The organism is Hymenobacter sediminis, from assembly GCF_003231285.1.
In the GTDB taxonomy this organism is placed as follows: domain Bacteria; phylum Bacteroidota; class Bacteroidia; order Cytophagales; family Hymenobacteraceae; genus Hymenobacter; species Hymenobacter sediminis.
Genome location: NZ_QKNS01000002.1, coordinates 525441 through 551706, shown reverse-complemented (window position 1 = coordinate 551706; position 26266 = coordinate 525441). Strand labels below are relative to the sequence as shown.

At 58.1% G+C, this 26266-nt stretch carries 23 protein-coding genes; 11 read left to right on the top strand and 12 right to left on the bottom strand.

The genetic code is table 11. The annotated features are described in order from the left end of the window. Positions 1-64 precede the first annotated feature (64 nt). Positions 65-1060 carry a DUF1028 domain-containing protein gene (locus DNI29_RS08870; protein ID WP_110977729.1) on the bottom strand — a complete coding sequence of 332 codons (996 nt, stop codon included), beginning with the start codon at positions 1058-1060 and terminating at the stop codon, positions 65-67. 298 nt (positions 1061-1358) lie between these two features. On the opposite strand from DNI29_RS08870, the gene DNI29_RS08865 reads away from it, so the two are divergent. Then, a complete protein-coding gene (locus DNI29_RS08865) occupies positions 1359-2786 on the top strand; it encodes a T9SS type A sorting domain-containing protein (protein ID WP_110977728.1) in 1428 nt (475 codons plus the stop codon). Positions 2787-2855: 69 nt separating this feature from the next. Here DNI29_RS08865 and DNI29_RS08860 read toward each other — a convergent pair whose 3' ends face one another. Next, positions 2856-3566, bottom strand: a complete 711-nt coding sequence (locus DNI29_RS08860) for a TIGR04283 family arsenosugar biosynthesis glycosyltransferase (protein ID WP_110977727.1) — start codon at positions 3564-3566, stop codon at positions 2856-2858. Between the two features lie 166 nt (positions 3567-3732). On the opposite strand from DNI29_RS08860, the gene DNI29_RS08855 reads away from it, so the two are divergent. The 4 genes from DNI29_RS08855 (at position 3733) to DNI29_RS24100 (ending at position 6480) form a co-directional block, all read left to right on the top strand. Then, positions 3733-4413: a response regulator transcription factor gene (locus tag DNI29_RS08855; protein ID WP_110977726.1), complete on the top strand. Its 681-nt coding sequence runs from the start codon at positions 3733-3735 to the stop codon at positions 4411-4413. 144 nt (positions 4414-4557) lie between these two features. Beyond that, positions 4558-5883 (top strand): sensor histidine kinase, encoded by a 1326-nt coding sequence (locus DNI29_RS08850; RefSeq protein WP_110977725.1) that lies wholly within the window; start codon positions 4558-4560, stop codon positions 5881-5883. Between the two features lie 73 nt (positions 5884-5956). Then, positions 5957-6211: a hypothetical protein gene (locus tag DNI29_RS08845; protein ID WP_123823151.1), complete on the top strand. Its 255-nt coding sequence runs from the start codon at positions 5957-5959 to the stop codon at positions 6209-6211. Positions 6212-6279: 68 nt separating this feature from the next. Continuing rightward, positions 6280-6480: a hypothetical protein gene (locus DNI29_RS24100; RefSeq protein ID WP_123823150.1), complete on the top strand. Its 201-nt coding sequence runs from the start codon at positions 6280-6282 to the stop codon at positions 6478-6480. Positions 6481-6541: 61 nt separating this feature from the next. Here the strand turns inward: DNI29_RS24100 and surE are convergent, their stop codons facing one another. After that, positions 6542-7417, bottom strand: coding sequence for a 5'/3'-nucleotidase SurE (gene surE, locus DNI29_RS08840; RefSeq protein ID WP_110977723.1), 876 nt, complete (start codon positions 7415-7417; stop codon positions 6542-6544). Positions 7418-7547: 130 nt separating this feature from the next. Between surE and DNI29_RS08835 the strand changes: the two genes are divergently transcribed. The 3 genes from DNI29_RS08835 (at position 7548) to DNI29_RS08825 (ending at position 10770) form a co-directional block, all read left to right on the top strand. Then, positions 7548-8246 (top strand): hypothetical protein, encoded by a 699-nt coding sequence (locus DNI29_RS08835; RefSeq protein ID WP_110977722.1) that lies wholly within the window; start codon positions 7548-7550, stop codon positions 8244-8246. 118 nt (positions 8247-8364) lie between these two features. After that, positions 8365-8799 carry a DoxX family protein gene (locus tag DNI29_RS08830; RefSeq protein ID WP_110977721.1) on the top strand — a complete coding sequence of 145 codons (435 nt, stop codon included), beginning with the start codon at positions 8365-8367 and terminating at the stop codon, positions 8797-8799. A 237-nt stretch (positions 8800-9036) separates the two neighbouring features. Further along, positions 9037-10770, top strand: coding sequence for a M14 family metallopeptidase (locus DNI29_RS08825; protein WP_110977720.1), 1734 nt, complete (start codon positions 9037-9039; stop codon positions 10768-10770). 121 nt (positions 10771-10891) lie between these two features. On the opposite strand, the gene DNI29_RS08820 is transcribed toward DNI29_RS08825, so the two are convergent. The 6 genes from DNI29_RS08820 to proC form a co-directional block, all read right to left on the bottom strand. Further along, entirely contained in the window at positions 10892-11680 is a 789-nt protein-coding gene (locus DNI29_RS08820; protein WP_110977719.1) for a hypothetical protein, read from the bottom strand. Positions 11681-11713: 33 nt separating this feature from the next. Then, positions 11714-12406 (bottom strand): hypothetical protein, encoded by a 693-nt coding sequence (locus tag DNI29_RS08815; protein ID WP_123823148.1) that lies wholly within the window; start codon positions 12404-12406, stop codon positions 11714-11716. Positions 12407-12597: 191 nt separating this feature from the next. Beyond that, complete coding sequence (locus DNI29_RS08810; RefSeq protein ID WP_110977717.1) at positions 12598-13017, bottom strand: hypothetical protein; 420 nt, start codon at positions 13015-13017, stop codon at positions 12598-12600. Then, positions 12951-13331 carry a hypothetical protein gene (locus DNI29_RS24095; RefSeq protein ID WP_123823146.1) on the bottom strand — a complete coding sequence of 127 codons (381 nt, stop codon included), beginning with the start codon at positions 13329-13331 and terminating at the stop codon, positions 12951-12953. The genes DNI29_RS08810 and DNI29_RS24095 overlap by 67 nt, the downstream gene beginning before the upstream one ends. A 126-nt stretch (positions 13332-13457) precedes the next feature. Continuing rightward, positions 13458-14705: a bifunctional 3,4-dihydroxy-2-butanone-4-phosphate synthase/GTP cyclohydrolase II gene (locus DNI29_RS08805; RefSeq protein WP_110977716.1), complete on the bottom strand. Its 1248-nt coding sequence runs from the start codon at positions 14703-14705 to the stop codon at positions 13458-13460. 210 nt (positions 14706-14915) lie between these two features. After that, positions 14916-15719 carry a pyrroline-5-carboxylate reductase gene (gene proC / locus DNI29_RS08800; protein WP_110977787.1) on the bottom strand — a complete coding sequence of 268 codons (804 nt, stop codon included), beginning with the start codon at positions 15717-15719 and terminating at the stop codon, positions 14916-14918. A gap of 185 nt (positions 15720-15904) precedes the next feature. Here proC and DNI29_RS08795 point away from each other — a divergent pair, with 185 nt between their 5' ends. Beyond that, the gene (locus tag DNI29_RS08795) at positions 15905-16531 is read left to right on the top strand and encodes a hypothetical protein (RefSeq protein WP_110977715.1); all 627 of its coding nucleotides are present in this window, start codon (positions 15905-15907) and stop codon (positions 16529-16531) included. Between the two features lie 260 nt (positions 16532-16791). Here the strand turns inward: DNI29_RS08795 and DNI29_RS08790 are convergent, their stop codons facing one another. The 3 genes from DNI29_RS08790 to dnaG form a co-directional block, all read right to left on the bottom strand. After that, the gene (locus DNI29_RS08790; RefSeq protein ID WP_110977714.1) at positions 16792-17997 is read right to left on the bottom strand and encodes a glycosyltransferase; all 1206 of its coding nucleotides are present in this window, start codon (positions 17995-17997) and stop codon (positions 16792-16794) included. Beyond that, complete coding sequence (locus tag DNI29_RS08785; RefSeq protein WP_123823145.1) at positions 17981-19207, bottom strand: glycosyltransferase family 4 protein; 1227 nt, start codon at positions 19205-19207, stop codon at positions 17981-17983. The genes DNI29_RS08790 and DNI29_RS08785 overlap by 17 nt, the downstream gene beginning before the upstream one ends. 100 nt (positions 19208-19307) lie before the next feature. Beyond that, positions 19308-21380: a DNA primase gene (dnaG, locus tag DNI29_RS08780; RefSeq protein WP_110977712.1), complete on the bottom strand. Its 2073-nt coding sequence runs from the start codon at positions 21378-21380 to the stop codon at positions 19308-19310. 369 nt (positions 21381-21749) lie between these two features. Here dnaG and DNI29_RS08775 point away from each other — a divergent pair, with 369 nt between their 5' ends. Together DNI29_RS08775 and DNI29_RS08770 are read left to right on the top strand one after the other, a co-directional pair. Then, complete coding sequence (locus DNI29_RS08775) at positions 21750-24719, top strand: T9SS type A sorting domain-containing protein (RefSeq protein WP_110977711.1); 2970 nt, start codon at positions 21750-21752, stop codon at positions 24717-24719. Positions 24720-25112: 393 nt separating this feature from the next. Further along, on the top strand, positions 25113-26201 hold the full coding sequence (locus tag DNI29_RS08770) for an efflux RND transporter periplasmic adaptor subunit (protein WP_110977710.1): 1089 nt from the start codon (positions 25113-25115) through the stop codon (positions 26199-26201). Positions 26202-26266: the final 65 nt, after the last annotated feature.

Genomic DNA, 26266 nt, shown 5'->3' with positions numbered 1-26266 from the left:
AGGTAGGCAGCAGCTTCTTTTCCCGCCCCAGCTGCGGAGGGTTTAGCCCGCAAACGGGGGTAGGCTACTTGGCTGCCAGAATCTGCTTTAGCTCAGCCTCGCTGACGGTCAATAACCCAACCTTGGGGAGGCGCTGAGTGAGAGTGCGCCAGTTGGCATCCTGCCGGAAGATGGGTGCTAGCAACTTTATGGCCTGTGGTACCTGCTGCTTATTGGCCAGACTGATGGCGTGCCAGTACTTCATTTCCAGGTTTTGAGGAAACAGCTTTTCGGCGGCCTCATACTCGCGGATAGCGCCGGGCACGTCGTTTTTCTCAACGGCCAGGTCGCCGGCGTTCATGTGTTCATAGGCGCGGTGCAAGCGCAGCAGGCGGCTAAGCTCCTGGAGCGGCTCGGCGGCGTCATCTACGCGCAGGTCAATGAGGCGGTCTTCCCAGATGCCCGCGCCAGGCTTAGCCCTCACCACCAACAAGGCAGCCGACTGACGCCCCCGAATGTCGCCGCCAGCCGCCTGAGCCGCATCCAGCGCCGACACTACCCGCTCGGCGAAGGGTAGGCGGGCGTTCTGCTCGTAGGCTTTGGCCATGGCCGCAGGCACAGTGCTATTTAGCATCATGTTAGCCTGCACCGAAAACTGGTTGCCCTGCTGATGGCCCGCCATATCAATGCACTTGCTGCCCGTGTGGGTGGCTACTCTGCCCTGATTATCGATAATAGCTACCTGGCGTACGTCGCGGCCTTCGTCGGTGCGCAGAAGTTCATCCAACGCCTGTTGGGCCGATTTACCGCTTTTTAGCAGCGCCAGGCCGCGCGGCCCGAAGGACTTATTGGTGAACGACTGCGTAGCCACGGCCCCTACCCCGGCCTCAGCCCAGCTCACACTGGTGCCTACTGAAAACCAATGGCTCTGCACAGCCACGGCCAAGTCGCCGGTTTGCGGGTCGCGGGCCACAATGCTGTAGGTATGGGCCAGCGGATCGGAGGCGGTATAAACCTGAGCAGTTGCTGACCAAGCCATTAAGCTCAGTAACAGGGGTAGGAAAAAGGCAAATCGTTTCATGTGCTAAAGCAAGGAAGAATAACGGCGGGGCGCAAACAGCTCGTCAAAAGCACCGTTTTCAAAATGGGCTAAAACCGCCAGTCTTTTGGGAAACCTCCTCAGTAGGACTAAGCCTTGCGGGCACTTGGCAGAAGGAAAATTCCTTAAAGCAGTCCAATTTTAGTGTAATTTTTAAGGGAAATAATTCTAGGATTACAGAATAATCACATAGTTTTACACCAGATTTATGTAACCCTACGCTTACTCATTAAAAAAGCTCTTCGCTGAATTCAGCCTACTGCAGCCTCATTTTATTCCCATGATGAAAAAAATTACCCTCGTAGCCGCCGCTATCTTCGGCAGTACTCTTTCCAGCCAAGCCCAAGGAGTAAACGGCGTCACTGAAATTATTACCGATTTCGGCGGTTTCTGGCAGAGCTCTGCTACCACAGTTAGCGCCGTTAAACCCGACAATTCGCACGATCTGTTGGCCTTCACGCTGAATGGAGTTCGTTATTCTACCGGTGTTGACGATGACCTTCTGACAACTAAAGGCATTTCTTTCACCAAAGCCCGGTATCAGGCTTTGCCCTTGAATACCATTAGTGGTGCTCTTACCGGTAACACCAAGGTAGGCCTGGGTGAGTTTTTTGACGGGGTGCGGAATGGCGCTAGCTCACCTACTCCGCGCCGCGACATTCCGTACTACCTGCGCGACGGCCGCAATGGGTTGAACTTAGGAACAGGGGTAGCCAACGTGCCGGCAGGTACGCTTGACCTGAACATCTCCCAGGTAACCTCAGGCAGCATCGGAGACGGTATTCCCGACATTCTGGTTACCCAGTTCGCTGACCCCAGCAGTTCGCAGGACAGCTACCAGTTTCTGGACGAGAATGGCAACGTGCTTGGTGGTACTGTAACCGTGACGTTCACGAACATTCCGACGGTTGGCCGCTGGACGGCCGACTTCTACGAAGCCTCCTCCTCCCCCATGACGCTGCAGAGCGGCTTCACGCAAACTGACCGGGACCTGCGGCTGTGGTCAGCTGATTTGCTTGCTTTCAACATTAAACTAGAGGATGTAAGCCGCATTCGGAAGTTCCGGATTCTGCTTAGCGGCAGCAGCGACTTGGCGTTTGTAGCTTATAATACCGCATCGGCCACCTTCGTGAACCCGCCCCTGCCGGTGCAGCTTACGTCGTTTGTGGGCGAAGCGGCCCCTGCTCACACCAACCTGACCTGGCAAACCGCCCAGGAGCTCAACTCAGCCGCCTTTGAGGTTGAAGCCAGCTCCGACGGTCGCACGTTCCGGACAGTGGGCAAGGTAGCCGCCGCCGGTACTTCAGCGCAGGCACACACCTACCGCTACCAACACGCGGCCACCGGTACGGGCACCCGCTTCTACCGCCTGCGGCAGGTGGATGTGGATGGCAGCAGCACCTACTCCTCGGTGCTGGCCCTGTCGGTGAAAGGTGCGGCTAACTCGGCCGTGCGGGTAGTGGCAGCGCCCAACCCCTTCAGAACAAGCCTGCAGCTGCGGCTTAGCGCTACGGAAGCCCTGCCCACCAGCGGCTCCGTACAGCTGACGACTCTGGCCGGCCAAACAGTTTACCAACAGAATATTAGCAGCCTGCTGACTCAGGCCGTGGTAGAGCTGCCTCAGTTGCCGCGCCTGCCAGCGGGCGTGTACATGGCCCAGGTTGTGCTGGATGGCCACACCACTTTCCTGAAAGTAGTACGCGAGTAGGTATTTCCCTACCCCCTACTTCAACTCAAAGGCCTCCCCGTTCGGGGAGGCCTTTTTTTGCTCTAGGTCTCACAGTTTATCCTGCCGGATGAGGTAGCGGTAAAGCTGCACCAGCCGGGGCTGCGACACACCCAGCCAGTGCAGCACGGCAATCAGGGTGAAAATCAGCTGCAGCCGGTACACGCCGTTATCCAGGTACTTGCGGGCCGAGGTAACAACAGCCTGGGGCAGCACCCGGAAGGGCCCACCGCGCCGCAGCCTACTGATAATCTCCTGATCCTCCATCACCAGGAGGTCTTCCCGGTAGCCCCTGGCTTGCTCGAACACGTCGCGCCGCACAAACAGGCTCTGGTCGCCGAAGCGAATGAGGTCCACATCGAAGCGGGTAAACCAAGCGTTGAGTTGCAGAAACCAGTGGGGGTAGTCGAATTGCAGGCGGAAGCAGCCGCTGCCGGCACCGGCCGCCACCGCCTCCCGGACGTGCTGCAAAAAGCCCACGGGCGGGTATGTATCGGCATGCAGGAAATATAAAATTTGCCCGCGGGCCTGACTGGCGCCGTGGTTGAGCTGGGCAGCCCTACCCCGCCGGGGGCTCTGAAGCACCCGTGCCCCAGCGGCCTGGGCAGCGGCGGCGGTACCATCGGGGCTGGCGGCATCTACTACCACCAGCTCAGTGGCTTCGTCGGCTTCGGCACGCAGATACGCCAGCAAGTGCCCAATGCCAGCCGCTTCGTTGTAGGCCGGGATGATAATGCTAACGGGTACCGCAGATGAGGCCAAGTGAAAAAGAGGTGGATGAGCGCACAAGAACCAATATTTTGCGCAACCAACGCAAGTCCGCCCTACCCCCTCACGCAGCCGCAGCCCCACTAACCCCACCGGCGCTTCATCGTCTCTTCACGGCGGGGCTGCGTACTTACGTTATCATTTAGCCCTGAATTGCCCTATGCACGTTCTGATTGTGGAAGACGAAAAAAGCCTGCACCAGGAGGTCCGCCAGTTTCTGCTGCAGTCCCAATACCTCGTCGATTCGGCGTTTACCTACGCCGAGGCCTCGGAGAAAATCTTTGTCAATAGTTATGATTTCGTGCTGCTGGACCTGGGCCTGCCGGGCGGCGACGGGCTAGACCTGCTCCGGGAGGCCCGGCAAAATGAGCGGCAGGAAGCCTCCTTTATTATCCTGACGGCCCGCGGCGCCATCGACGACCGGGTAAAGGGCCTGGACCTGGGCGCCGATGATTACCTACCCAAACCCTTCTCTTTGCTGGAGCTGCAAAGCCGCATGCAGGCCATTATGCGGCGCAAGTTTGGTCTTAAGCGCCAGGAGCTAACCTTCGGGCAGGGCTTCCAGCTGGATGCTACCGGCCGTACCCTGCGCTACCAAGATCAGGATGTGACGCTCACCAAAAAGGAATTCGACTTACTGCATTACCTGCTGCTGCACAAAAACCGGGTACTCACGCGCCTGCAGTTAGGGGAACACCTGTGGGGCAACGTGCTGGAAGATGACTCGGACTCCAACTACATCGACGTGCATATCAAGAATATCCGCAAGAAGCTTGCTCAGTTTGCGCCCACTCATTTTCTGGAAACCGTGCGCGGCATTGGTTATAGAATGACGGAGTAAACTGCGCTAACCATTTCAGAACAGCTCTGCATAACGTCGCTTCTCTACTGCCCTCAGGAATGACGTGCCAGACACGCGTGCTGCCTCTACTATCCATTCAGCAGTATTCTCAAAGCACTTTACTCAGCTACACAATTCCCTCCCATGCGGCTCGAAGCAAAGCTGGCCCTGTTTAATGCGTTGTCGAAGCTGCTGCTAGTATTGCTGGGAGCTCTCGTGATTCCGCCTATTGTGAGCCGGGTGGCTATATCGCACACCGATCAGCGCCTGCACGAGAAACAGGCGGAAGTAGTGCAGCTAATTCACCGCAGCGGAATTTCAACCTTTGTGCAGGGCGAGGCCTACGCCGACTACAACATTCTGAAGCAGGAGTACATCACGCTAACGCCCCTACCTGCCACCGCCGACACAGCCGCGCACACGCCGCGTATTTTCGATGAACCCCGGCAGGTAGATAATCAGATTGAGGACTTCCGCATCCTGAGCGAGCAGTTTTCGGAGGGTGGGCGCAGTTACCGGCTGGAAATTGGCTCCTCGCTGGCTACCGTAGAGCTACTGACGGACACGTTGCGGCGCATGGCGCTGTGGGTGTTGGTGATTGGGGCAGCCCTGACCATTTTCACCGATGCGGCCTTTGCCCACTACCTGCTGCGGCCGCTACGGGAGCTGATTACCCGCAAGCTTCAGGGCGTGCATCACCCCTCGGCCTTTTCGTACACCCCCCTGCACACCGATACCGCCGACTTCCGCCGCCTCGATAACAGCCTCAACGAGATGATGAGCAAGATTCAGTCGGCCTTTGAGAAGGAGCGGGAGTTTATGTCGAACGTGTCGCATGAGTTGCTGACGCCGGTCAGCATCCTGCAATCCAGGTTCGAGAACCTGCTGCAAGACCCGGAACTCGGCCACGCCCACTCCCTGAAAATTGTGGAGTCGCAGAAGACGCTGTATCGCCTGCGCAACACCGTCAAAACCCTGCTGCTGATTGCCAACATCGAAAATGAGCAGTATCTGCGCGACGAAGCCGTGTCGCTAACGTCCGTGTTGACTGACGTAACCGACGAGCTGGAAGACCGCCTGACCCAGCGGGAACTGGAGCTACAGCTCGATCTGCAGCCCGATTACGTGCTACCCCAGGCCAACCGCACGCTGCTGTTTACGCTGCTGTTCAACTTGGTCAGCAACGCTATTAAATACAACCGTTGGGGTGGCAGCATTGTGGTGCAGGGACGGCCGGCTCCGCAGGGCGGCTACCTGCTTAGGGTCACGGACACCGGCCCTGGCATTGCCGCCGAGCATCTACCTCACCTCTTCGACCGGTTTCGGCGGTTTCAGGCCGGGGCTTCGGCGCCGGAAGGCTACGGGCTGGGCCTGCCCATTGCCAAAACCATTGCCACCTTCCACAAGCTTACGCTTACGGTAGAATCAGAGGTAGGAAAAGGCACCACGTTTCAGTTGCAGTTTCCCTGAGGGGCCGGAAGCACATCCGTAAATGGTGGGCTGCGTAGAAGAAGTTATTCTCTACCCACACACCTACCCACCCATGAAAAAGCTTCTTGCCTTGCTGGCTTTGTCAGCTTTTGCCTGCAGTGCCCAGGCCCAGGCCGTTCAACAGAAAACCACGGCCACCAAAACCACCTCTACCGGGACCCAAACTACCCGCACCCACCAGGTTGCTACCCCCAGCGGTAACACCAAAACCACCACCCAGACTCAAACCACCAAGAAACCGGCGGCCGTTAAACGCACGACCACCATCCGCCGGACCTCTACCGTGCGCCACGGCGGTGCCCACTAAGACTGCTTGGGTTCACGCAGCCTTCATACGGCCGCGTGTAGTTTTGAGCACCATCTTATGCCGTGCTCATGATGAAAAAACTGCTGTTGGCGGCATTCCTGTTGGCTGCCTTATTTCTCTTGCTTAGGGGCTGGAATCAACCGCCGTCCCTACCCCGACATATGGCCTCAGTGCCCGTTATCCGGCGGCACGTTCCGGAGCTGCACAAGCACGTTTCGGCCCTACCCCCGCACCAGCCTCCAACCCATTCCCACACGCCTTGGCGTTAAGTAAAAAAAGTCCTTGCCGGTATTGGCAAGGACTTTTTTGTAGTTATATGCACAAATACGGTTACCCTAGCCCTTCGGCCGATTCGCCGGGAGCGGGCTGGGCACTGCCCAAGGTGGGCGCTGGCGCGGCCTTGCCCTGAGGCGTGCCGCTGAGCTGCCAGGAAGTGTTCATTTCGCGCAGAGCATGCAGGGCCGTGAGGTCGAACTGGCAGGGCACAATGGAAATGTAGTTGTTAGCCAAAGCGTACTCATCGGTATCCTGGCCCTTATCCTCATTCACGAAGTTGCCAATCAGCCAGTAGTAGGGGCGGTTGTGGGGGTCGTAGCGCAGGTCGAACTCTTCCTGCCACTTCGCCCGGGCTTGGCGGCACAGGCGGGCCCCAGCAATGGGCTGGGCGGAGTTTTTAGGAATGTTGATGTTCAGAGCCGTACCCTGCGGAATGCCATGCTCCAGGGCCTGGCGCGTGAGGTACTCCACCCACTCTTCTACGTGCGAGAAGTCGGCGCCGTGGCCGTAATCGCAGAGGGAAAAGCCAATGGCAGGCAGCCCTTCAATGGCTGCCTCAATAGCCGCCGACATGGTGCCGGAGTACAGTACGTTCACCGAGGAGTTAGAGCCGTGGTTGATGCCGGACACCACCAGATCGGGCTGGCGGTCCTTTAGTACGTGATGCTTGGCCAGCTTCACGCAATCGGCAGGGGTGCCGCTGCATTCATAGGCTTCAATGCCCTCGAAAATAGTGCTGGGGTCGAGGCGAAGCGACGTGCCAATGGTAATGGCATGGCCCATTCCTGATTGGGGCGAGTTAGGGGCCACGACCACCACTTCCCCAATGCGGCGCATCACGCGCACAAGCGTAGCAATACCGGGGGCCGTGATGCCATCGTCGTTGGAAATCAGAATAAGTGGTTTGCGAGCTTCAGCAGACACAAGCAAAAGGATTGGGTGAAAGGAAGGGCCAAAGGTAGGAACAGCACGGTGGGGCCGCCTGGCCTGGCTGAAACACTAACGCCTCATAACGCCATCGGGTTTTCAACGCCTGGCCTACCCCCTGCGTATAGCCCGTATGCAACACCGCGTTTATTCAGTAAGTAAATTTCTGGCCGTTAGCACCTTGTTGGCTGGACTAGCAGGGTGCGACTCCAGTACCACCCGCAACGCCAACGACCCTGGCACGGCTCCTTTCGCCCCGGCTGCTGGCACCACCGCTACGGCCTCGCCAGGAAGTGCCGCGGTAGCTCAGGATGCCAGTGCGCCCACCACCAACCCCGGCGCCCCTACCCCCGACTCCTTGCACTTGCTAAGCCCCGGGCGGGCGGGCCGTTTGCTGCTAGGCATGCGCGAAGACCGCATCAAGGCGGTGATACCGGCCAGCCTGCTGCGCGCCACCACCTATCAGGACAAAGGGCAGACCCTACCCGCCTACGAAATGCGCGATGCCCAGCGCCCAACGGCCCCACCTACCATCCTGCACCTCATCGGCGACTCGGCCACCGGGTTTCGCCTGCGCCGCATCCGTATTTATGACTCGCAATACCGTACGGCCGAGGGCATTGGAGTAGGCTCTCCGTTCGGAGCGGCCCGCCAGACATTGGGGCTCACGAAGGTGCGCAATACGCCGGCGGGCTTCGCCGCCGTATCGGGTGAGGTGCAAATGGCCTGGGTAATTGATCCGAAATCATTGCCGGCCAAGCATCCGGAAGAAATCAGCTCCTCTGAGATTCCACCAGCGGCCCGCATCACGGGGGTATTACTTTACCAGTAGGCTACTTGGCGGCACTGTTGCATTCCGCTGCAAATCTTGTACTTTGGCAACGCCGGAAGCAGCCGCTTATCTTAATCTACTGTCGAACTTACCTGCACGGCCTGCCTTCTCCCTGCTTATGGCCTTCTTTGAAAACCGCTACCGCACCCACGACTTCGGCCTGCTTGCACTGCGCGTAGGAATCGGCATCATGTTTACCATCCATGGCTACCCGAAGCTTACGGGTGGCCCTGAGGCCTGGGCACAGGTAGGCGGTGCCATGAAGCTGGTGGGTCTCGATTTTGCTCCGGCCTTCTGGGGTTTTCTGGCAGCTGCCGCCGAAGCAGTAGGCGGGCAACTTATTGCCATTGGGCTGTTTTTTCGGTGGGCCTGCGTGCTGCTACTGGGCACAATGCTAGTGGCCACCATTATGCACCTCAGCAGCGGCCACGATTTCAATACCTACTCGCATGCCTTGGAAGCGGCCTTTTTGTTTTTTGGGCTGGCGTTTGCCGGCCCCGGCAAATACAGCGTGGATCAGCTACTGTTCCCGGCCCCACGCCGACTGTACTAGTAGATAACCCGATAGTAAAAAGCCCGCCGGGTCGAGATGTGTCGACTCGGCGGGCTTTTTACTACCTGTTCTTACAGCCCGAACCGTTTTTTGCTGCCCACTATTCACCCCATGAAAAGTAGTTGCCCCTGCAAGTTGCTGCAGCTTCTCAGGCGTGAAAAATACGGGGCTTTGTGCAGGATGACGTGTTTTTAGGCTATTTGCACTTCCGACATCCAGTTCTCCTCTTCCTGCCTTATGCTTGCACTGCTTCTTTCCTCCTTTCTGCTGACTGGCCCCGCCCTACCCCCCGCCGACTGGCAAACCCCTTTCGAGAAAGGTAACGGCAACACCACTACTACTCACGCCGAGTGCATCAACTATTACCAGCAGCTCGATGCAGCTTATCCCGAGATTCAACTGCGCGAGGTGGGTAGCACAGATAGCGGGCGGCCTTTGCACGAGGTGGTAGTTTCTTTGGATGGCGACTTCGAGCCGGCTTCGGTGCGCAGTAAGGGTAGGCGCATTGTTTTTATTCAGAACGGCATTCACCCCGGCGAGCCGGAAGGCATTGACGCCAGTATGATGCTGGCCCGCGACTACGTGCAGAAAAAGGAGCTGCGCCGCCAGCTGGCCGATGTGGTGCTCGTATTCATTCCGATTTATAATGTGGATGGCTCCCTGAACCGCAATTCCACCACCCGCACCAACCAGAATGGGCCCGAGAGCTACGGATTTCGCGGCAACGCCCGCAACCTCGACCTGAACCGGGACTACATTAAGCAGGACTCGCGCAACGCCCGCTCCTTTGCGCAGCTCTTTCAGCGCTGGCAGCCCGACATCTACGTAGACACCCACACCTCCAACGGGGCCGACTACCAGTACACCATGACGCTCATTGCCACGCAGAAAGACAAGCTGCACCCGGCCCTGAGCCAGTATCTGCAACAGAAATTGCTACCCTCTCTTTACGGGGGCATGGACAAAAAGAAGTGGTACCTGACGCCCTACGTCGATTTTGAGGGCCGCACTCCTGATGCCCGCGGCCTGGTGGGTTTTCTGGAAACGCCGCGCTACTCAACTGGCTACACTACCCTGTTCAACACCATCGGGTTTGTGACGGAAACCCACATGCTGAAGGCCTACACGCCCCGCGTGAAAGCCACCTACGATTTCCTGGACCTGCTGATTAAAACCGTACACCAGGATGCTGCAGCCATTGCCCAGGCCCGCGCCACAGCCGCTGACCAAACCCGCACCCAGCAGCAATTCGCCCTGGGTTGGCGCCTGGACACTACCGCTGCTGAACGCTTCAGCTTCCGGGGTTTCGAGGGCAAAACCAAGCCCAGCGAGGTAAGCGGCCTACCCCGCCTCACCTACGACCGGAAGGCACCTTACACCAAATCCATCCCGTATTACAACACCTTCCGTCCGACCGTAACGGTGCAGCGGCCAGTGGCCTACGTCATCCCGCAAGCCTGGGGCGAGGTAGTGGACCGCCTGCGCCTCTCCGGTGTACAGCTACGGCAGCTCCCGGCCGATACTACTATCAGCGGAGAGGTCTATTACATCCAGGACTACAAAACCAGCCCCCGCCCCTACGAAGGCCACTACCTTCACTCCCAGGTGCAGGTGCGCCCCGTGCGCCAAAGCCTCCCTTTCCTACGTGGCGACTATGTGGTAACGCTCAGCCAGCCGGCGGCCCGCTACCTCATCGAAACCCTCGAACCTCAGGCCACTGACTCGTTTTTTGCGTGGGGGTTCTTCGATGGCATTCTGCAGCAGAAAGAGCACTTCTCCGACTATGTGTTCGAGGATATAGCGGCTGAATTATTGCGCCAGAAGCCGGAGCTGCGCGCTCAGCTAGAAGCAAAAAAGAAAGCCGAGCCCACCTTCGCCACCAGCGCCCAGGCCCAGCTTGATTGGGTGTATCGCCAGTCGGAGCATTATGAGCCGAGCTACCTGCGCTACCCCGTGCTAAGGGTGCTATAAGAAGAAGTAGCTCAAGTTTATTACCTGTCACCCAAAGCAGCGCGAAGGACCTCTACCCTGACTCTTTTTAGGAGCCATAGGCAGAGGCCCTTCGCGCTGCTTTGGGTGACAGGTTGTTTTATTATTTTCCCTTAGTTCCTAATGAGTTAGCGTAATTCACGAGGTAGGCCAGCTCGCGGGCATCGGTGTAGCTGAGCTTGTTTTCCTTGGCATACTGCTCAATCTGGCGGGAGTGGGTGCGGAAATAGCTGAGCAGATCCTTTTTCGGATTACGTAAGCTGAGCACATTCCCGTTGGGTAGGCCCAAGTAAAAGTTATCCTTCACATCGGTGTAGTAGCCCATAGTCCGGCCCGGCATACCACCGTAGCCATAACCGCCGTACCCATATGGGCCATTGTAGGTGATGGGGCGCTCAACCAAGCCTTCGCGGCGGAGCAGAATGATGGGGCCGCCGCTCAACTGCTCAAAAAAACCAGGGGCCCGGAAGTCGCTGTAGTCATTGTCGCGGTTCCAGCGGTAGGTCCGGAACACGCGCACCAGGGCCGTATCGGGCTGCTCGCGGCGGCGTGGCCGTGGCAGGGAGTTGAAGTAGGGGTTACCGTAGTAGTAGCCCTGCCGCATGGAATAGAAATCGTCGTAATAAAACCGCTCCCGGCTCCGGTCGTACCGCTCGCCCTGCACGGCAAAGCTTTGCACATTCACGGCGGGTAGCGTGCGCACAGTGTTGTCGGCCATGGTCATGGTCAGCATTTCCTCGGAGCGGTGCAGGGCCAGCGGGCCGGTAATGGTGTCGCCGGTGCTCAGCAACACGGTGGCCTGGTTAAACTGCTGGGTAAAGCCCTGCCCACCACGCTGGGCCTGGGTGGTGAGAGGCAGCAGAAGCAGCAGGTAGCAGAGAAGTTTCTTCATATGACAGAGTACACAAATCCGCTTTTTGGACGGCTAGGGTAATCGTACGAAACGCCCCTGACGGAAGATAAGTTTAAATGGCTTGAATGGCTCATCGGAGTAGAAATCCGCCTTTCCTGGGCCGCCCGCATCGTCCAACGATAGGATTTGTCGGGCCGGATTAAACGTCATAGCCACGTTGCAAATCGTCAGCTCGTTTTTGTTGCTATGGTCTTTGACGCTGAACACCTGATTATCCAGAATCAGGTAATTCCCTTTCAGTTCCAGCACGTAGGCCGTGTAGCCCAAGCATAAACCGCTTCCCTTTTCATGCCCCAGTAACAAGTACATGGTGCGACCGGGAGCCGTCAGTGGATAGAGGGTAGTAAAGTAGCTTTCTACCGGCAGGTAGTAGGCGAATAACTCGCCCGCCGCATTTTGCCACTGCACTACCACATTATCAACGGTTCCCCGAGTACCACCCGACTCGTGCGAGAAGCTACAGACCCGCAGCTGAGCTGCGTCTCGCGAAACGGGCCCCAGCGTGAGGCCCAGCTTACCAGCCTCCGAAGCACTCAGCTTATGGGCTTTTAGGTAGGCAACCACTTTCCGGCCCACGCGCACTGCCATTTCCCCATCGTCGGCTTCGCCTTGGTGAAAGCTCGCTAAGTGCGCTACGGCGTTTATTACTTCTAGGGCAGTAGGTGCCTTCCGGGCTGGAGTTTGGGCTTGTATGGCAGCGGACATAAACAGCCCACCCGCTACCAGCAGTCCAAGGGGCGGTTTAAAACGATACTGCATCAGGTTCACGAAAGCAATGCTAAGGGCCTACGGTTGCGGAGCAGCCGTGAGCAAGTTAGCGTAGTTGACCGGGTACGCCAACTTGCTCACGGTTGGTAAAGCTCAGGCTGTAATGGCGGGCATAGTGCTTGATTTAGCTACCGCAGCGGCACAAACCGGCCTTGCTGAAAGCGAAGTTTAAACGGCTTAAACGGTGTAGCAGAAAAGCCATCTCCCTCTTCACTTTTTGGAAGACCGTCATCTATATCCACTGACAGAACCTGCCGGGCCGGATCGAAGGTCATTTCCACGTTACAGGCTGACAACTCATTCTTGTCACTGTATCCGTTTACACTGAACACCTGGTTATCTAAAATCAGATAGTCTCCTTTAAGCTCCACCACGTACGCCGTGAAGGCGAGGCAAAAGGTATAGGCTTTCTCACGGCCCAGCAACAAATACATGTTGCGGCCTGGCGTCTTAAGCGGATACAATTCAGTAAAGGCACATTCTACCGGCAAGTGATACGCAAACAGCTTACCCGCTGCATTTTGCCACTGCAGCACCACGTTATCCACGGTGCCGGGGTACCGCCCGAGTCGTGCGAGAAATAGTACACACATAACTGGGCCTGATCATCTGAGGCGGCTGCCAAGGTGAGGCCTAGCTCACTAGCTTCGTCATCATCAAGCCGATGTGCTTTCAGGTAGGCCACTACTTTTCGAGCCACAAAATCGGCCTCACCATCACCTATTGCAAGGTCAGCCAAGTGCTCAACTGCTTGTTTCACCTCGCGGGCCGTAGGCGTTTTTCGGATGGTCTGTTGAGCCTGCGCGGTAGAGGTTGCAAACAATGAAGCAGCTGCTATGCAGGTTGAAAACAGACGCATCATAAGGAATAAAGGATATTTCCGTGTCGAAGTATTGCCGTTAAAATCATTGATTTTCCGAAAGAAACAGGCTCCTGCCGAAACTACGTTCGACAGGAGCCTAGTGTAATCGGTGACGCTGGATTTGTTTTACTCCGCCGCCGTAGTGGCCGCCGTATCCGGGTGGGGGGTGCGGTCTTTGTGCAGAATGGTGTGGCCCAGCTTGTCGCGCTTGGTGGTGAGGTAGCGCTCATTGTGCTCGTTGGGTTCCACCTCAATAGGCACCGACTCCACGATTTCGAGGCCGTAGCCCATCAGGCCGGTCCGCTTGCGCGGGTTGTTGGAAAGCAGGCGCATCTTGCTAATGCCCAAATCACGCAGCAGGGCGGCGCCTACCCCATAATCCCGCTCATCCATGCCGAAGCCGAGTTCAATGTTAGCTTCTACCGTGTCGCGGCCCTGCTCCTGCAGCTTGTAGGCGCGCAGCTTGTTCAGGAGGCCAATGCCACGGCCTTCTTGGTTCATATACACGATAACGCCGCGGCCTTCACGCTCAATCTGTTGCATGGCGCGGTGCAGTTGGGGGCCGCAGTCACAACGGCAACTCCCGAAGATGTCGCCGGTTACGCAGGAGCTGTGCACGCGCACCAGCACGGGCTCGGGGCCCGAAATGTCGCCTTTTACCAGGGCCAGGTGCTGAGCGTTGGTGCTGCGCTGGGTGTAGGCAATCAGGTCGAAGTCGCCATAGTCAGTAGGCAGCTTCACCGAAATTTCGCGGGTAATGAGGCTTTCTTTCTCGAGACGGTACTTGATCAGGTCCTGTACCGAAATCAGCTTGAGGTTCCATTTGGTTGCTACCTCGCGCAGTTCGGGCAAACGGGCCATTTCGCCGTCTTCCCGCAGAATCTCTACCAGCACCCCGGCCGGCTCAAACCCCGCGAGGCGGGCCAGGTCGATGGCCGCTTCAGTGTGACCAGCCCGGCGTAATACACCTTCTTTGCGGGCTTTCAGGGGGAAGATGTGGCCCGGCTTGCCCAGCTCCTCCGGCTTAGTATCGGGGTCAATGAGGGCCAGAATGGTTTTGGAACGGTCGGAAGCCGAGATGCCGGTAGTTACACCATTTTTCAGCAAGTCGATGCTGACAGTGAAGGGCGTAGAGTGGAGAGCCGTGTTGCGGCCTACCATCAGCTCCAAACCCAACTCTTCGCAGCGCTGCTCAATGAGCGGAGCACATACCAGGCCCCGGCCGTGGGTAGCCATGAAATTGATAACTTCGGGGGTGGCACAACGGGCGGCGCAGATAAAGTCGCCTTCGTTTTCACGGTCTTCGTCGTCCACAACCACCACTACCTTTCCGGCGCGGATATCGGCAATGGCGTCTTCGATGGAATCCAGCATGAATAGCGGATTTAAACGGATTAAAAAGGATTTCGCGGATTTCAGATTCGGGAAATCAGCCGCGAACTGCTGCTACAACCAGCAACGGCCGCCCGAAGTTACGAAAGGTGAGATGGTGAAATAGGGAAATGGTGAGTTTGCTGTTCTGTTGGCGCATCAGCACTAACGGAACCCCGAACTCACCTTTTCCCTATTTCATCATTTTAGCACTTATTCCTTCGCGAGTTGGGTGGCGCGGTGTTGAGCGGCTTTGATGCCGGCGGCGAGGGTTTGGGCCAAGTCGCCGGCCTGAAATTCGCGCAGAGCGGCTTCGGTAGTGCCGCCCTTGGAGGCTACGGCGGCAATCAACTCGTCGGGGGTTTTATCGGACGTGTTGAGTAGATGGTAGGCGCCCAGCATCGTTTGCTTTACCAGCAACCCAGCTACTGATTCGGAGAAGCCCAGTTCCTGCCCGGCCCGCATCATAGCCTGCACGATATAGTAGAAGTAAGCCGGGCCACTGCCACTTACGGCCGTGACGGCGTCGAGCAGGCTTTCATCTTCCAGGAAAATAGAGCGCCCGGTGGCGTTCAGCAGGTTTTCTACCTGGTGCAGGCGGCTACGCTCTACCTCCGGCGCGGCCGAAAACCCGGTAATGCCCATGCCCAGTAAGGCCGGCGTGTTGGGCATGGCCCGCAGCACCTGCTGGTGCGCCAGTTCCCGCTGCAACCGCGCAATCGGGATACCTGCCATAATAGACACCACCACCTGTTTTGGCTGTAGTACCGCGCGGAGCCCTTCAGCAATTTTGCCAAAATCCTGAGGCTTAACCGCTACCAGCACCACATCATAGGCACCGACGGCCGGCGTCAGCTCGGCACTGGGCAGGCCGGGGTGGCTGGCGGCCAGGCGTTGGCAGTGCTCCTGGTGGCGGCCCAGCAGCAATAAGTCGGCGCGGGCCACGAGGTTGTAGTGCAAAAAGGCTTTGGCGAAGGCCATGCCCATGTTGCCACAGCCCAGAATGGCAATACGCAGGGTTTTCATAGCGGTAAGAATTCAGGAAACCAACGAAAATCAAGGCCTTAACATAGCCAGGAAAGAGGACAAGCTCACTATAGGTGGTTCCGGTGAGGGCAACAGCAGCTTGGAGTTCCTGCGGCTTGCTGTGTGGGCAAGACCTCTATATTTGAAACCTAATATATTCTTCACCCACCACTTCTATGAATAAACTCCTACCTGTACTTGTGGGCGCAACCCTGCTGCTGACTTCTTGCGAGCAGGCCCAACAGGCAAAGAAATCGTACGACTCGCTGGCAAAGCTGAAGGATGCTGGTGAGAAGATGACGACGGCCCTAGACGAGGCCGAGAGCCGCCGGGCTGAGCGCGAGAAGCGCGGCGACACTCTCTCCCTACCCTATAAGGAGCTGCAAGCCTTCTTGCCCGCCGAAGTAAGCGGCTACACCGCAGCTAACCCCACCGGCCAGTCGATGAAGATGAGCGGAATGGCATTCTCCAATGCTGGGCGCGAGTTCACCAACGACAGCGCAACCGTGAAGCTGGAACTCATTGACTACAACGGCGCCAATAAGCTGTATCAGGGTGCGGGCGCCATCTTGGGCATGGGCATGGAAAGCGAAGACGATGAGCAGATCATCAAATCGACTAACCTGGGTATAGATGGAGTTTCCGGCATGGAAACCTACCGCAAAAAGGACCGCCAGGCCGAGCTGATGCTGGCCGTAGGAGGCCGCTTTATGGTAAAAGTGACAGCCGATAAGCAGCCCGACCTGGAGCTGGTAGAATCCGTGGCGAAACAGGTAGACCTCAACAAGCTCGCGAAGCTGTAGGCTTTCTTAGGCTCACTATGCAAGCACTTCACCCACCGGAGGAGGGGTAGGAAAACTCACTTTCTACCCCTCCTCCGGTGGGTGAAGTGCTTTCTGAGTGCCAACCTATGAAGAGCCACAAACACGTCATGTCGAGCTGGTCGAGACATCTCGCGTGCAATGGTAATCAGATTACTCTGGCGACATCAGCACGCGAGATGTCTCGACCAGCTCGACATGACGTGCCCTTACCCTGTCCCCTATCACCTCATCACCCTACCTCACCCTTTGTGCTGAAACCGTTGGGTAGGCTCCCAGACGGTGGTTTTTACTCCTTTCAGGAAGCGCCACAGGCCCACCAGCAGAGCCATATTCATGCTATAAAAGTGGGTGATGAAGCGCAAGAGCCGGAAATGTACATTCAGGCGGTGCAAGGCCGAGTCCAGAAGCAGCACGGCCGGGGCCGCTATCTGCCCAGCCAGCATGAGTTGGTAAAACCAGCCTGCCCCGCGTAGCACCAGCACCAGGTTGCTCAGTAGCATCAGCACTAGCAGCAGGGGCGTCAGCCAACGCAGCACCTTGTGCGACCAGTATGCGAAGCTCACGCCCCGCCAGGGCGGCCACAGCAGGCGCCGGAACGCCACTAAGTTCTGGAAGTTACCAGTTGAAATGCGGGCTTTGCGCCGGAACTCCTCCGGCAGCTTATCCGATACGTCCTCGTGGCAAATGGCCTCCAGCTCGTTGATGGCCTGATAGCCCTCCTGCAGCACGGCCATCGAGATAAAAAAGTCATCGACGATAAAGGAACGTGGGGCCGGGTAGTAGCAGGCTCGGCGGACGGCAAAGCACCCCCCAAAGGCCCCAATCATCGCACCCCACACAACGCCTTCCTGGTATTTCAGAAGGTTTTCGCGCTCCAGATAGGCTTTTTCCTGACCTGAAATGCCGGTGTGCTGGCTGTCGGGGTTGAGGATGTTGCCGCCCACTTGCCCGATGCGCGGGTTTCGGAAGTGCTTGACGAGGTGATAAAGGGTATCGGGGGTGAAGAATACGTTGGCATCCGTCAGTACCAACACGGGAGCCGTAGCCTCGGCCGACAAGGCCTCCATGACGCCGGGCTTACCAGTGCGCTGGTGAAAGGGCCGGAACTGCAGGCCGGGGTGGTGGGCGGCCAGCCGGGTTATCAGGGCGTTCGTCTGATCTTGGGAGTTATCGGAGCCGATGTAAAAAGTGAGCTTATCGAGCGGATAGGTGGTAGTAAACGTGGAGCGAATCTTCTCCTCTATCACCTGCTCCTCGTTGTACACGGCCAGCAGAATATCCACGCGGGGGAGCTCCGGGTCAGCGGGCTGATACACCTGCCGGTTTTGCCGACGGCCGCGGGCCAGGCGCGACAGAAGCAACGGAAACAGCACATAGGTGTGCGCTACCAGCAGCAGGCTACCCCAAAGCACGGCCGCAACCCCGGCATCAACGAGTGGCAGCACGGGGTTGGGGCGTCAGGATGGTGTACAGATCAAGGAAGCTTTCCACGACCCGGCGGTTGTCGTAGAGGCGGGCAATGGTGCGGGCAGCTTCTTCGCCAATGTCCTGCTGGCCTAGCTCGCCGCGGTAGTAGCGGCCCAAGCGCTCAATCCACTCCAAGGGCTCGTCGCAGAGCACAATATCAAAGTTGTCGCGCACGTGAATACCCTCCGAACCCAGGCCAGTGCTGATAATGCACTTGCCCAGGGCCATGCCTTCGATGATTTTAATGCGCATACCGCCCCCACTGAGCAAGGGCACCAGCATCACCTCGTACTGCTGCATAAACTCCGCCGCCGACTCCACGAAGCCGTGAATAGTAACGCCGGGAAGGTTCAGGTTGCGGATGTGAGGTGGGGTTTCCTTGCCGGCAATGTGCAGCTCAAGCTCGGGGTATAGCTCATGGGCTTTGGGCCACACCTCGCGCAGCAGCCAGTCCACGCCCTCTTGGTTAGGTAGCCAGTCCAGGGAGCCAATCATGAACAGGGTACGCGGTTTGGGCCGGATGGCGGGGTCGCGCTGAAACCGGTTCAAATCGACGCCGGCGGGCACGAATACTACTGGCTCCTGGCAGCCCAGCTCCCGCAGGCGGCGCTGGTCGGGCTCGGTAATGGCGGCTACGGCATCGAAGCGGGGCAACGTCTGGTGTTCGAAGCGGCGCAGGCGTTTGGCCAGGTGACTTAGGTAGAAGCGTTTGAGCACGTTGGTTTCGCGCTCGGCCAGCATCTGCCAGATGGTGTACTCCACATTGTGAGCCCGCAGCACCACCGGAATACCGGGTGCCAGGCGCTGCACCGTATCCACGTACCACGAAACCAGACCGCCTTCCACCTGAATTACATCAATGGTTTCCGTGCTCAGGACGTCCTGTAACCGCGCTACCACCGCCGGGCTCACAAACCGCTCAATGTTGTAAGGCAACTCACTGAACAGCAGGTTCCGCAGGGCTTTCACCGGCGAGAGGCGCGTGTCCACGTCCACCGGAATCAGGCGCACCAGGGAGCCCAGGTGGTCGAGCACGTTGGCGGGCTGGTGGTGTTTGGGCGTGTTCAGGGCCAGTACCGTTACCTGGTGCCCCGCCCGGCTCAGGCCCGCCGTTACGTCGTACATGGCAATGGCCCCGCCATCGGTGGGCGGATACGGAACGCGCGGACAGAGCTGGAGGATGTGCACAGGCAAAAGGAGCTGGTGAGGCGCGTAAAGCTACAAAGAAGAACCACTGCCCACCGATAGCCAGGCCAGTTTCCTACCCCACCCCATGCCGCAAACCCGTTTACATAGCAGCCCGCGGAATGACAGTGCCTAGCAGGTTAGCCAGTTGGTTATCCATCTGCTTGAGCAGGCGAATGTTGGTCAGATGCTCGTCTAGGGCAGCCTCATCCATGGGGCGACGCAGGGCTTCCATGTGCTCGGCCAGGGCACGCTCCACATTTACTTTGTTGAAGCGCAGAATGGCATTGTCGCAGGCGGTTTGCAGCAAATCCAGCTCCCGGGGCACGTAAATCTGGTGCGTTGTCCAGTTGGGGCTCAGCTCGTACTTCTCCGTGGCCAGCTCCGCCACTAGGGCCCGAATATCAGAGCGGCCGTGCTGGATGAGGGTGCGCACTTCGGGCCAGCGTCCCTGATTCATTTCCTCCTGACATAGGTGGAGCAAATCGGCGTAAATACCGGTTTTGAAGGGCGTATCGAGTTGCTGCAGCAGGTACTGGGCCACGCTGATGTCGGGGGCCAAGGGCTGGGGCGAGTACAGCAGCAGCAGGCGCACAATTTCCCGCTCGCACTGCTCCAGCACGTCGGGCACGGGCTCCAGGTCCTCCTTGGTAATGGCCAGCAGGTCGCCACCGCCGCCCATCAGGTCTTCGGGCGAGGCCCCGTACATTAGGGCTTCGGCTTCCTCCTCGGGGCTCATCGGCCTTGGGGCCGGGCGGGGGGTAGCGGCCGGAGTCGGCAAGGCCGAACTGCCGCTGGCCCCTACCCCACTGCTACTGCCCGAAGCCCCGCCGGCCGCCTTGCCCGAGGCGTTGCGTACCAGCTTGTTATACTCCGAAATCAGGACCTGCTCATCAATGCTGAAGGCCTGCGACGTTTGCTGCAGAAAAACCTGCCGCTTAATCGGGTCGGGTACTTTGCTGATGCTTTGCAGCACCTCCCGGATGGCCTCGGCCTTCTTCACGGGGTCCTGGGCGGCCTCGCGGCTTACCAAATCCGTTTTAAACTGAATAAAGTCCTGGCTGGCGTTTTCGAGGTGGTCCTTGAAACGCTGGTCGCCTACTTTTCGGATGTAGCTGTCCGGGTCGTCGCCGTCGGGGAACAGCACCACGCGCACGTTCAGGCCGCCTTCCAGGAGCATATCAATACCCCGCAACGAGGCCCGGATGCCGGCCGCGTCGCCGTCGTAGAGCACCGTTACGTTGTCGGTGTAGCGCTTGATAAGGCGGATTTGCCCGTCGGTGAGTGAGGTTCCCGACGAAGCCACCACGTTCTTGATGCCGCCTTGGTGCAAACTCAGCACATCGAGGTAGCCCTCTACCAGGTAGCACAGCTCCTCCGTGCGGATGGCCTGCCGCCCCTGGTAAAGCCCATAAAGTACATCGGACTTGTGGTAGATTTCCGACTCCGGCGAGTTGAGGTACTTGGCCGTTTTATCGTTGGGCTTGAGCGTGCGCGCCCCGAAGCCAATTACGCGGCCCGATACGTTGTGAATCGGGAACATCACACGGCCCCGGAACCGGTCGTAGCGGCGGCCGGTGTCGTGGCCCTGGTCATCTTCCTTCGTGATGACGAGGCCAGTTTTCTCGAGGTACTTGCGCTCGAAGCCTGCCTTTTCCGCCGATTTCAGTAGGTCGTCCCACTGGTCGAGGGAGTAGCCCAGCTCGAAGGTTTTGATAGTCGTCTGGTTGAGGCCGCGCTGGCGCAGGTAGCTCAACCCAATGCCCTGGCCTTCATCAGTGTTTAGCAGCAGGCGGTGGTAGTGGTCCTTGGCCCAGTTGGAAACGATGTACTGGGAGTCTTTTTCGTTTTGGGCCAGCTGCTGCTCGGGCGTCTTTTCTTCCTCTTCAACATCAATCCCATACTTCTTGGCCAGGTATTTCAGGGCCTCCACGTAGCTGGTGCCCTCAATGTCCATGATGAACTGGACTACCCCCCCAGCCTTGCCGCACCCGAAGCACTTGTACAGCCCCTTGGCCGGCGCTACTGAGAAACTCGGCGACTTCTCGTGGTGAAACGGGCAGCAGGCCCACATATTCTGGCCCTTGCGCTTCAACGACACAAAGTCGCCGACTACCTCCACTATATCGGCGTGGTGGATGATCTGATCAACGGTTTCTTTCGGGATGCGGGCCATACTACCTACAAAGGTAGGCAGGAACCTGCGCGCGACGCCAGACTCGTCTGGTTTTACGGAACGGCTACTTCCTGCTGACTTTCCATAGCGGCCGGCAAGGCCGTCTTGGCTGCCTATGCGTCCTGCTCCGAAGTACCGGAAAACTGATTTTTATCAGTTCTATAATAAAATTAATAACCAACTAAGCCGCTTATTCCACTTATAGGATGCGACAGAGCAGGTATACACTAACATTTTCCCATATATAGAGCAGCAAGCCCGTTCTGAGAGCCCAGCCTTTCTTATACACGCCTACTTTATCGATTATACTTTTCTCATTTTATCCGACCTTTGCAGCCACAAGCAAAGCCCTGATTTACATCTTATTGCATGAAGACATTCTTACCTCATTTAAGTCCATTTTTGCTGGGATTAGGCCTGACGGTTGGGCAGGCCAGCGCCCAGACCACGGGTAGCGCGCCTGGCCTCTATGTGAACGATGCAGCCACTACCGGCGACGTCTTCACGACGGCCCCTGGCAACGACGCTACGGGCAATGGCTCGGCAGCAGCACCCTATGCTACGGTAGCCCGCGCCCTCGCCCAGGCCGGCCCCGAAGTGCAAACCATTTTTATTGATGCCGGCACGTACACAGAGCGCATCGTACTCAACAAAAATGTGAACCTCCAGGGCGCAGGCACTGCCTCGGCGGCCCCTACCCGTGCCACTATCTTTGATGGCGGCCTGCAGCCCGCTCCTACTCAGACCACCGAAGTAGGGCTGCTGCTTACGGCCAGCGGCGGTACCAGCGCGCAGCCACTTACCATTGCCGACCTGACCCTGCGCGCCTACGACTTCGGCCTGCAAACCGACGGTGCGGCCCGGGCCAACGTGTTGCTGGAAGATGTGGAAGCTGTGGCCAACCGCCAGTGCGGCATTTTCTGGAACAGTTTGGGTGGCGTGCAAAACCTGACGTTCCGGCGGGTAACTGCCTCCCGCAGCGCCGAGGGGGCTAACACCACCAGCAACGGTGCCGGCCGAGGCCTGTTCCTAGTGAACGGACACAAGCAGAACATCCTGATTGAGAACGGGGTGTTCGAGGGCAACCGCCGGAGCGGAATTGACGTGAACGATGGCAGCGTAAGCGGGCTGATTATTCGGGGCTCCCGGTTTGAGCAGAACCAAGAGCCAGCCCTGGCCATTCTGGGGGCCGGGGGCCAGCGCGATGCCAACGGAGCATTTACCAGCCCAGCGGCTCTCATTGAAGGCAACACTATCCGTAACAACGCGGCAGTGGGCATGGAGCTGAAATCGTGCACCGGCAACGGCCAGCGCGGTGGGGCCGGCAGCTTCGTGGTGCGCAACAACTACATTGCCCGGCCTCTGAGCGCTTCGGCGTCCTTAAGCATCGACCATGCAGGCATTGTATTCATTGATCGGGACCGGAACGTGATTAACGCGGGCGGCGGCCTCAACGGCGACTTGCTTACGGGTGGGGCCTACATTCAGGGCAACACCATCCGGGGCTTCCAGGCCGATGCTGCTAGCTCAGCAGGTTTCTTCAATGGGTTTGGGATAGTGGTAGAGGGTAGCCGGAACAAAGTATTCGGCAACGTGGTGGCCCAGTGCCAGATTGCGGTGCAGGTGCAGGACCGCCCGGCCAACAGCACCGGTGCTACCCCCTTCTTCAACATGACCCGCAACGGCTACGTGCCTGCCAGCGGCGACAGTATCCGCGGCAACCGGCTGGACAGCTGCGCTACCGCCATTCGGGCCGTAAACCTGAGCAGCCCCGTAGAGGCGTCCCTGAACTGGCTGGGAAGCAACCAGCCGGCCGTCGTGCGCGGTGAGGCTGGCCTGGGCGGATTAGTAGTAACCCTAGGCGGCCCCGATGCCGGTTTCGCGCCTATATCTAGCTTGGCGCCTACTGGCTTGGTTGATTTCGCGCCCTACCTCCACGCGGCCACTGATGCTGACGCGGCCGTTGGCCCTCTGCCAACCTTCGCCTACCTCCACACCGACGCCCAAAGCCCCCAAACCGGCACTGCCTCGCAGTTGCAGGAAGCCGCCGACTTGCTGGCAGAAAACGGCACGCTGAGCGCCGCTGCTGGGGTGTACCAAGGTGAATTGAACGTGACGCGCGGCTTCACCCTGACCAACACGGGTGCTACCTCTTTGCAGAACCTAACCCTGAATGCTGCCGGCAAAACCCTGACGCTGGCCGCGCCCTTCACCCTGACGGGCACTCTTACCCTGACGAATGGCCTAGTGCAGACTTCGGCGGCTACCCTTCTAACCCTTGCCAACGAAGCTACTGCCACGCCGGGTAATACGGGTTCCTACGTAGCGGGCCCACTGCGCAAGCTGGGCGAGCAAGCCTTTGTGTTCCCCCTCGGAAAAGATGGGCAATGGGCGCGCCTAGGCATTTCGGCTCCGGCCAGCACCACTGCTTCCTTCACGGCTGAATACGTGCCCACCGCCTACCCCACCCGCACGGCCAATACCCCGCTGAGCGAGGTTAGCCAGGTAGAGCACTGGTTACTGGAAGGCTCGGCGGCTAGCCTGGTTACGGTGCAGTTGTACTGGGAAAATGCCTTCCGTAGTGGCATTGATGACTTTTCGCAGGATCTGCAGGTAGCGCGCCTGGAGGGCAGCACCTGGACGACTACCGGCTCCGGCACCCTGGGCGGAGCACTAGGCGCAGGCTCAGTAGCCTCGGGGCAGCCCCTCAGCAGCGGCATCTTCACCTTCGGCTCGCTCTCCCCTACCATCAACCCGCTGTCTGTGCAGATGTCGAGCTTTACCGCCACGCAGCCCCAGCCCGGCACCGTGGATCTGGAGTGGACGATGAGCAGCGAAACGAGCACGGCCGGTTATGCCGTAGAACGCTCCCCGGACGCCAGCGCCTGGCAGCAGATTGGCTTTGTAGCCAGCCGGGGCATTACGGCTCAATCACTCAAATACACCTACCAGGATCAGGCCCTACCGAATCTGAAGCAGGCCTTTTACCGGTTGCGGCAGGCCAGCGCCACTGGTGCCCGCTACTCTGAGGTAGAAGCCGTAGCCCTGCGCACAGCCGTTCTGGCTACCACCACGGCCCAAACCAGCCAGCTGGCTCTCTATCCCAACCCCACCAGCACTGGCCGCGTGACGCTGAGCTTACCCAAAGCAGCCCAGGGCCCCATTCAGGTAACGCTACGCGACCTAAGCGGCCGCGCCGTGATGACCCAAAACCTGAGCAAAACCACCCAACTGGAAGTGCCGCTGCAACTGCCGGCTACCTTGGGTGCGGGGGTATACTTGCTGCAGGTGCAAGGCACCGGGCTCCCCAGCAAGCCCTTGCGGTTGGTTATCCGCTAGCATAACTCATCTTACCAGAAACAAAAAAGGCGGCCCGTGGGCCGCCTTTTTTGTTTCCCCATGCTATCTGTTTATGTGGGTTTTCCGCAGTCTACCCTTAGTAAGTGAGGGTTTGCGACGAGTGCGGGGGTAGGCAAATGCCCTATTTAAACCCTACCCCCTCCCGCGGCCCGAACGTGCCGGCCAAATTTCTGATTGCTTCATACCGTCTTCATGTCGAGGTAAGTGCTTTGCATCATTAATCAGCCGACAACATGATGCTGCGTCCGCATTTTATCTGGGTTTTACCTGCTCCGGCCTGACACGCACCGGTCATTGATGCCCCTCCTTCTCCTGCCCTTTGGTAGCGCACTCCCCTCAATTATATCTCTTCAGATCACCAGTATAGTTCTTATGAACAGAACGTTCACGCTCATGCTTATGAGCTTAGGGCTCTTGTACGGAAGTACAAGCTGCTCCGAAAAGAAGAAAGAAAAGGAAGAAAAGGTAAAGTTCCTGGTTACCAGCCCTCTGCAGAAAGACACGACCATCACCAAGGAGTACGTGTCGCAGATTCATGCCTACCAGCACATTGAGTTGCGGGCGCTGGAAAAAGGCTACCTCCAGAAGATTTTCGTGGACGAGGGCCAGTACGTGCACGAAGGACAGATGATGTTTCAGATCATGCCCTTGCTCTACCAGGCTGAGCTGAAAAAAGCCCAGGCCGAGGCCAAGTTCGTGAACATCGAGTACCAGAACACCAAGAAGCTGGCCGACGGCAACATCGTATCGCCCAATGAGCTGGCTCTGTCGCAGGCCAAGCTGGAAAAGGCAAAAGCAGAAGTATCCTTGGCCCAAACTCACCTGCAGTTCACCGCCATTAAGGCTCCCTTCAATGGCATCATGGACCACTTCCAGGCGCGGCTCGGTAGTCTGGTAGATGAGGGTGACCTGCTCACTACCCTCTCCGACAACAGCAAGATGTGGGTGTACTACAACGTGCCGGAAGCAGAATACCTGTCCTATAAATCGCACGCCCAGTCCGACAGCCCCTTGCAGGTGAAGCTGCGCATGGCCAACAACGAGGTGTTTGATTACCCCGGCGTGGTACAAACCATTGAGGCCGACTTCAATAACGAAACCGGCAACATTGCCTTCCGGGCCACCTTCCCCAACCCCAAAGGCCTGCTGCGCAACGGCGAAACGGGCTCGGTGCTGATGACTGTACCGCTCAAAAACGCCGTGATTATTCCGCAGAAAGCCACCTTCGAAGTGCTCGAGAAAAAATTCGTGTACGTGGTGGATGGCAAGAACAAGGTGCACCAGAAAGAGGTGACCGTGGCCGCTGAAATGCCCGACCTCTACATCATCTCCTCGGGGTTGAAGGCCGACGACAAGATTATGCTGGAAGGCATCCGGAAAGTAAAAGATGGCGACAAAATCCACTTCAACTACCAAGAGCCGAAGTCGGTGATTGCCCACCTGAAAACCTACTCTGAGTAGTTACCAGTTGCCAGTTACGAGTTGTCAGATGTCAGGAACAAGCCCTGGCACGGACCGACAACCGA

Excerpts from the sequence above, each read along its gene's own strand:
- DNI29_RS24100 (WP_123823150.1), top strand. The coding sequence starts at position 6,280 with ATGATGAAAAAACTGCTGTTGGCGGCATTCCTGTTGGCTGCCTTATTT.
- dnaG (WP_110977712.1), bottom strand. The coding sequence starts at position 21,380 with ATGGCCCGCATCCCGAAAGAAACCGTTGATCAGATCATCCACCACGCC.
- DNI29_RS08815 (WP_123823148.1), bottom strand. The coding sequence starts at position 12,406 with ATGTCCGCTGCCATACAAGCCCAAACTCCAGCCCGGAAGGCACCTACT.
- DNI29_RS08770 (WP_110977710.1), top strand. The coding sequence starts at position 25,113 with ATGAACAGAACGTTCACGCTCATGCTTATGAGCTTAGGGCTCTTGTAC.
- DNI29_RS08850 (WP_110977725.1), top strand. The coding sequence starts at position 4,558 with ATGCGGCTCGAAGCAAAGCTGGCCCTGTTTAATGCGTTGTCGAAGCTG.
- DNI29_RS08825 (WP_110977720.1), top strand. The coding sequence starts at position 9,037 with ATGCTTGCACTGCTTCTTTCCTCCTTTCTGCTGACTGGCCCCGCCCTA.
- DNI29_RS08795 (WP_110977715.1), top strand. The coding sequence starts at position 15,905 with ATGAATAAACTCCTACCTGTACTTGTGGGCGCAACCCTGCTGCTGACT.
- DNI29_RS08805 (WP_110977716.1), bottom strand. The coding sequence starts at position 14,705 with ATGCTGGATTCCATCGAAGACGCCATTGCCGATATCCGCGCCGGAAAG.
- DNI29_RS08865 (WP_110977728.1), top strand. The coding sequence starts at position 1,359 with ATGATGAAAAAAATTACCCTCGTAGCCGCCGCTATCTTCGGCAGTACT.
- DNI29_RS08855 (WP_110977726.1), top strand. The coding sequence starts at position 3,733 with ATGCACGTTCTGATTGTGGAAGACGAAAAAAGCCTGCACCAGGAGGTC.
- DNI29_RS08845 (WP_123823151.1), top strand. The coding sequence starts at position 5,957 with ATGAAAAAGCTTCTTGCCTTGCTGGCTTTGTCAGCTTTTGCCTGCAGT.
- DNI29_RS08830 (WP_110977721.1), top strand. The coding sequence starts at position 8,365 with ATGGCCTTCTTTGAAAACCGCTACCGCACCCACGACTTCGGCCTGCTT.
- DNI29_RS08775 (WP_110977711.1), top strand. The coding sequence starts at position 21,750 with ATGAAGACATTCTTACCTCATTTAAGTCCATTTTTGCTGGGATTAGGC.
- DNI29_RS08820 (WP_110977719.1), bottom strand. The coding sequence starts at position 11,680 with ATGAAGAAACTTCTCTGCTACCTGCTGCTTCTGCTGCCTCTCACCACC.
- DNI29_RS08835 (WP_110977722.1), top strand. The coding sequence starts at position 7,548 with ATGCAACACCGCGTTTATTCAGTAAGTAAATTTCTGGCCGTTAGCACC.
- DNI29_RS08870 (WP_110977729.1), bottom strand. The coding sequence starts at position 1,060 with ATGAAACGATTTGCCTTTTTCCTACCCCTGTTACTGAGCTTAATGGCT.
- DNI29_RS24095 (WP_123823146.1), bottom strand. The coding sequence starts at position 13,331 with ATGATGCGTCTGTTTTCAACCTGCATAGCAGCTGCTTCATTGTTTGCA.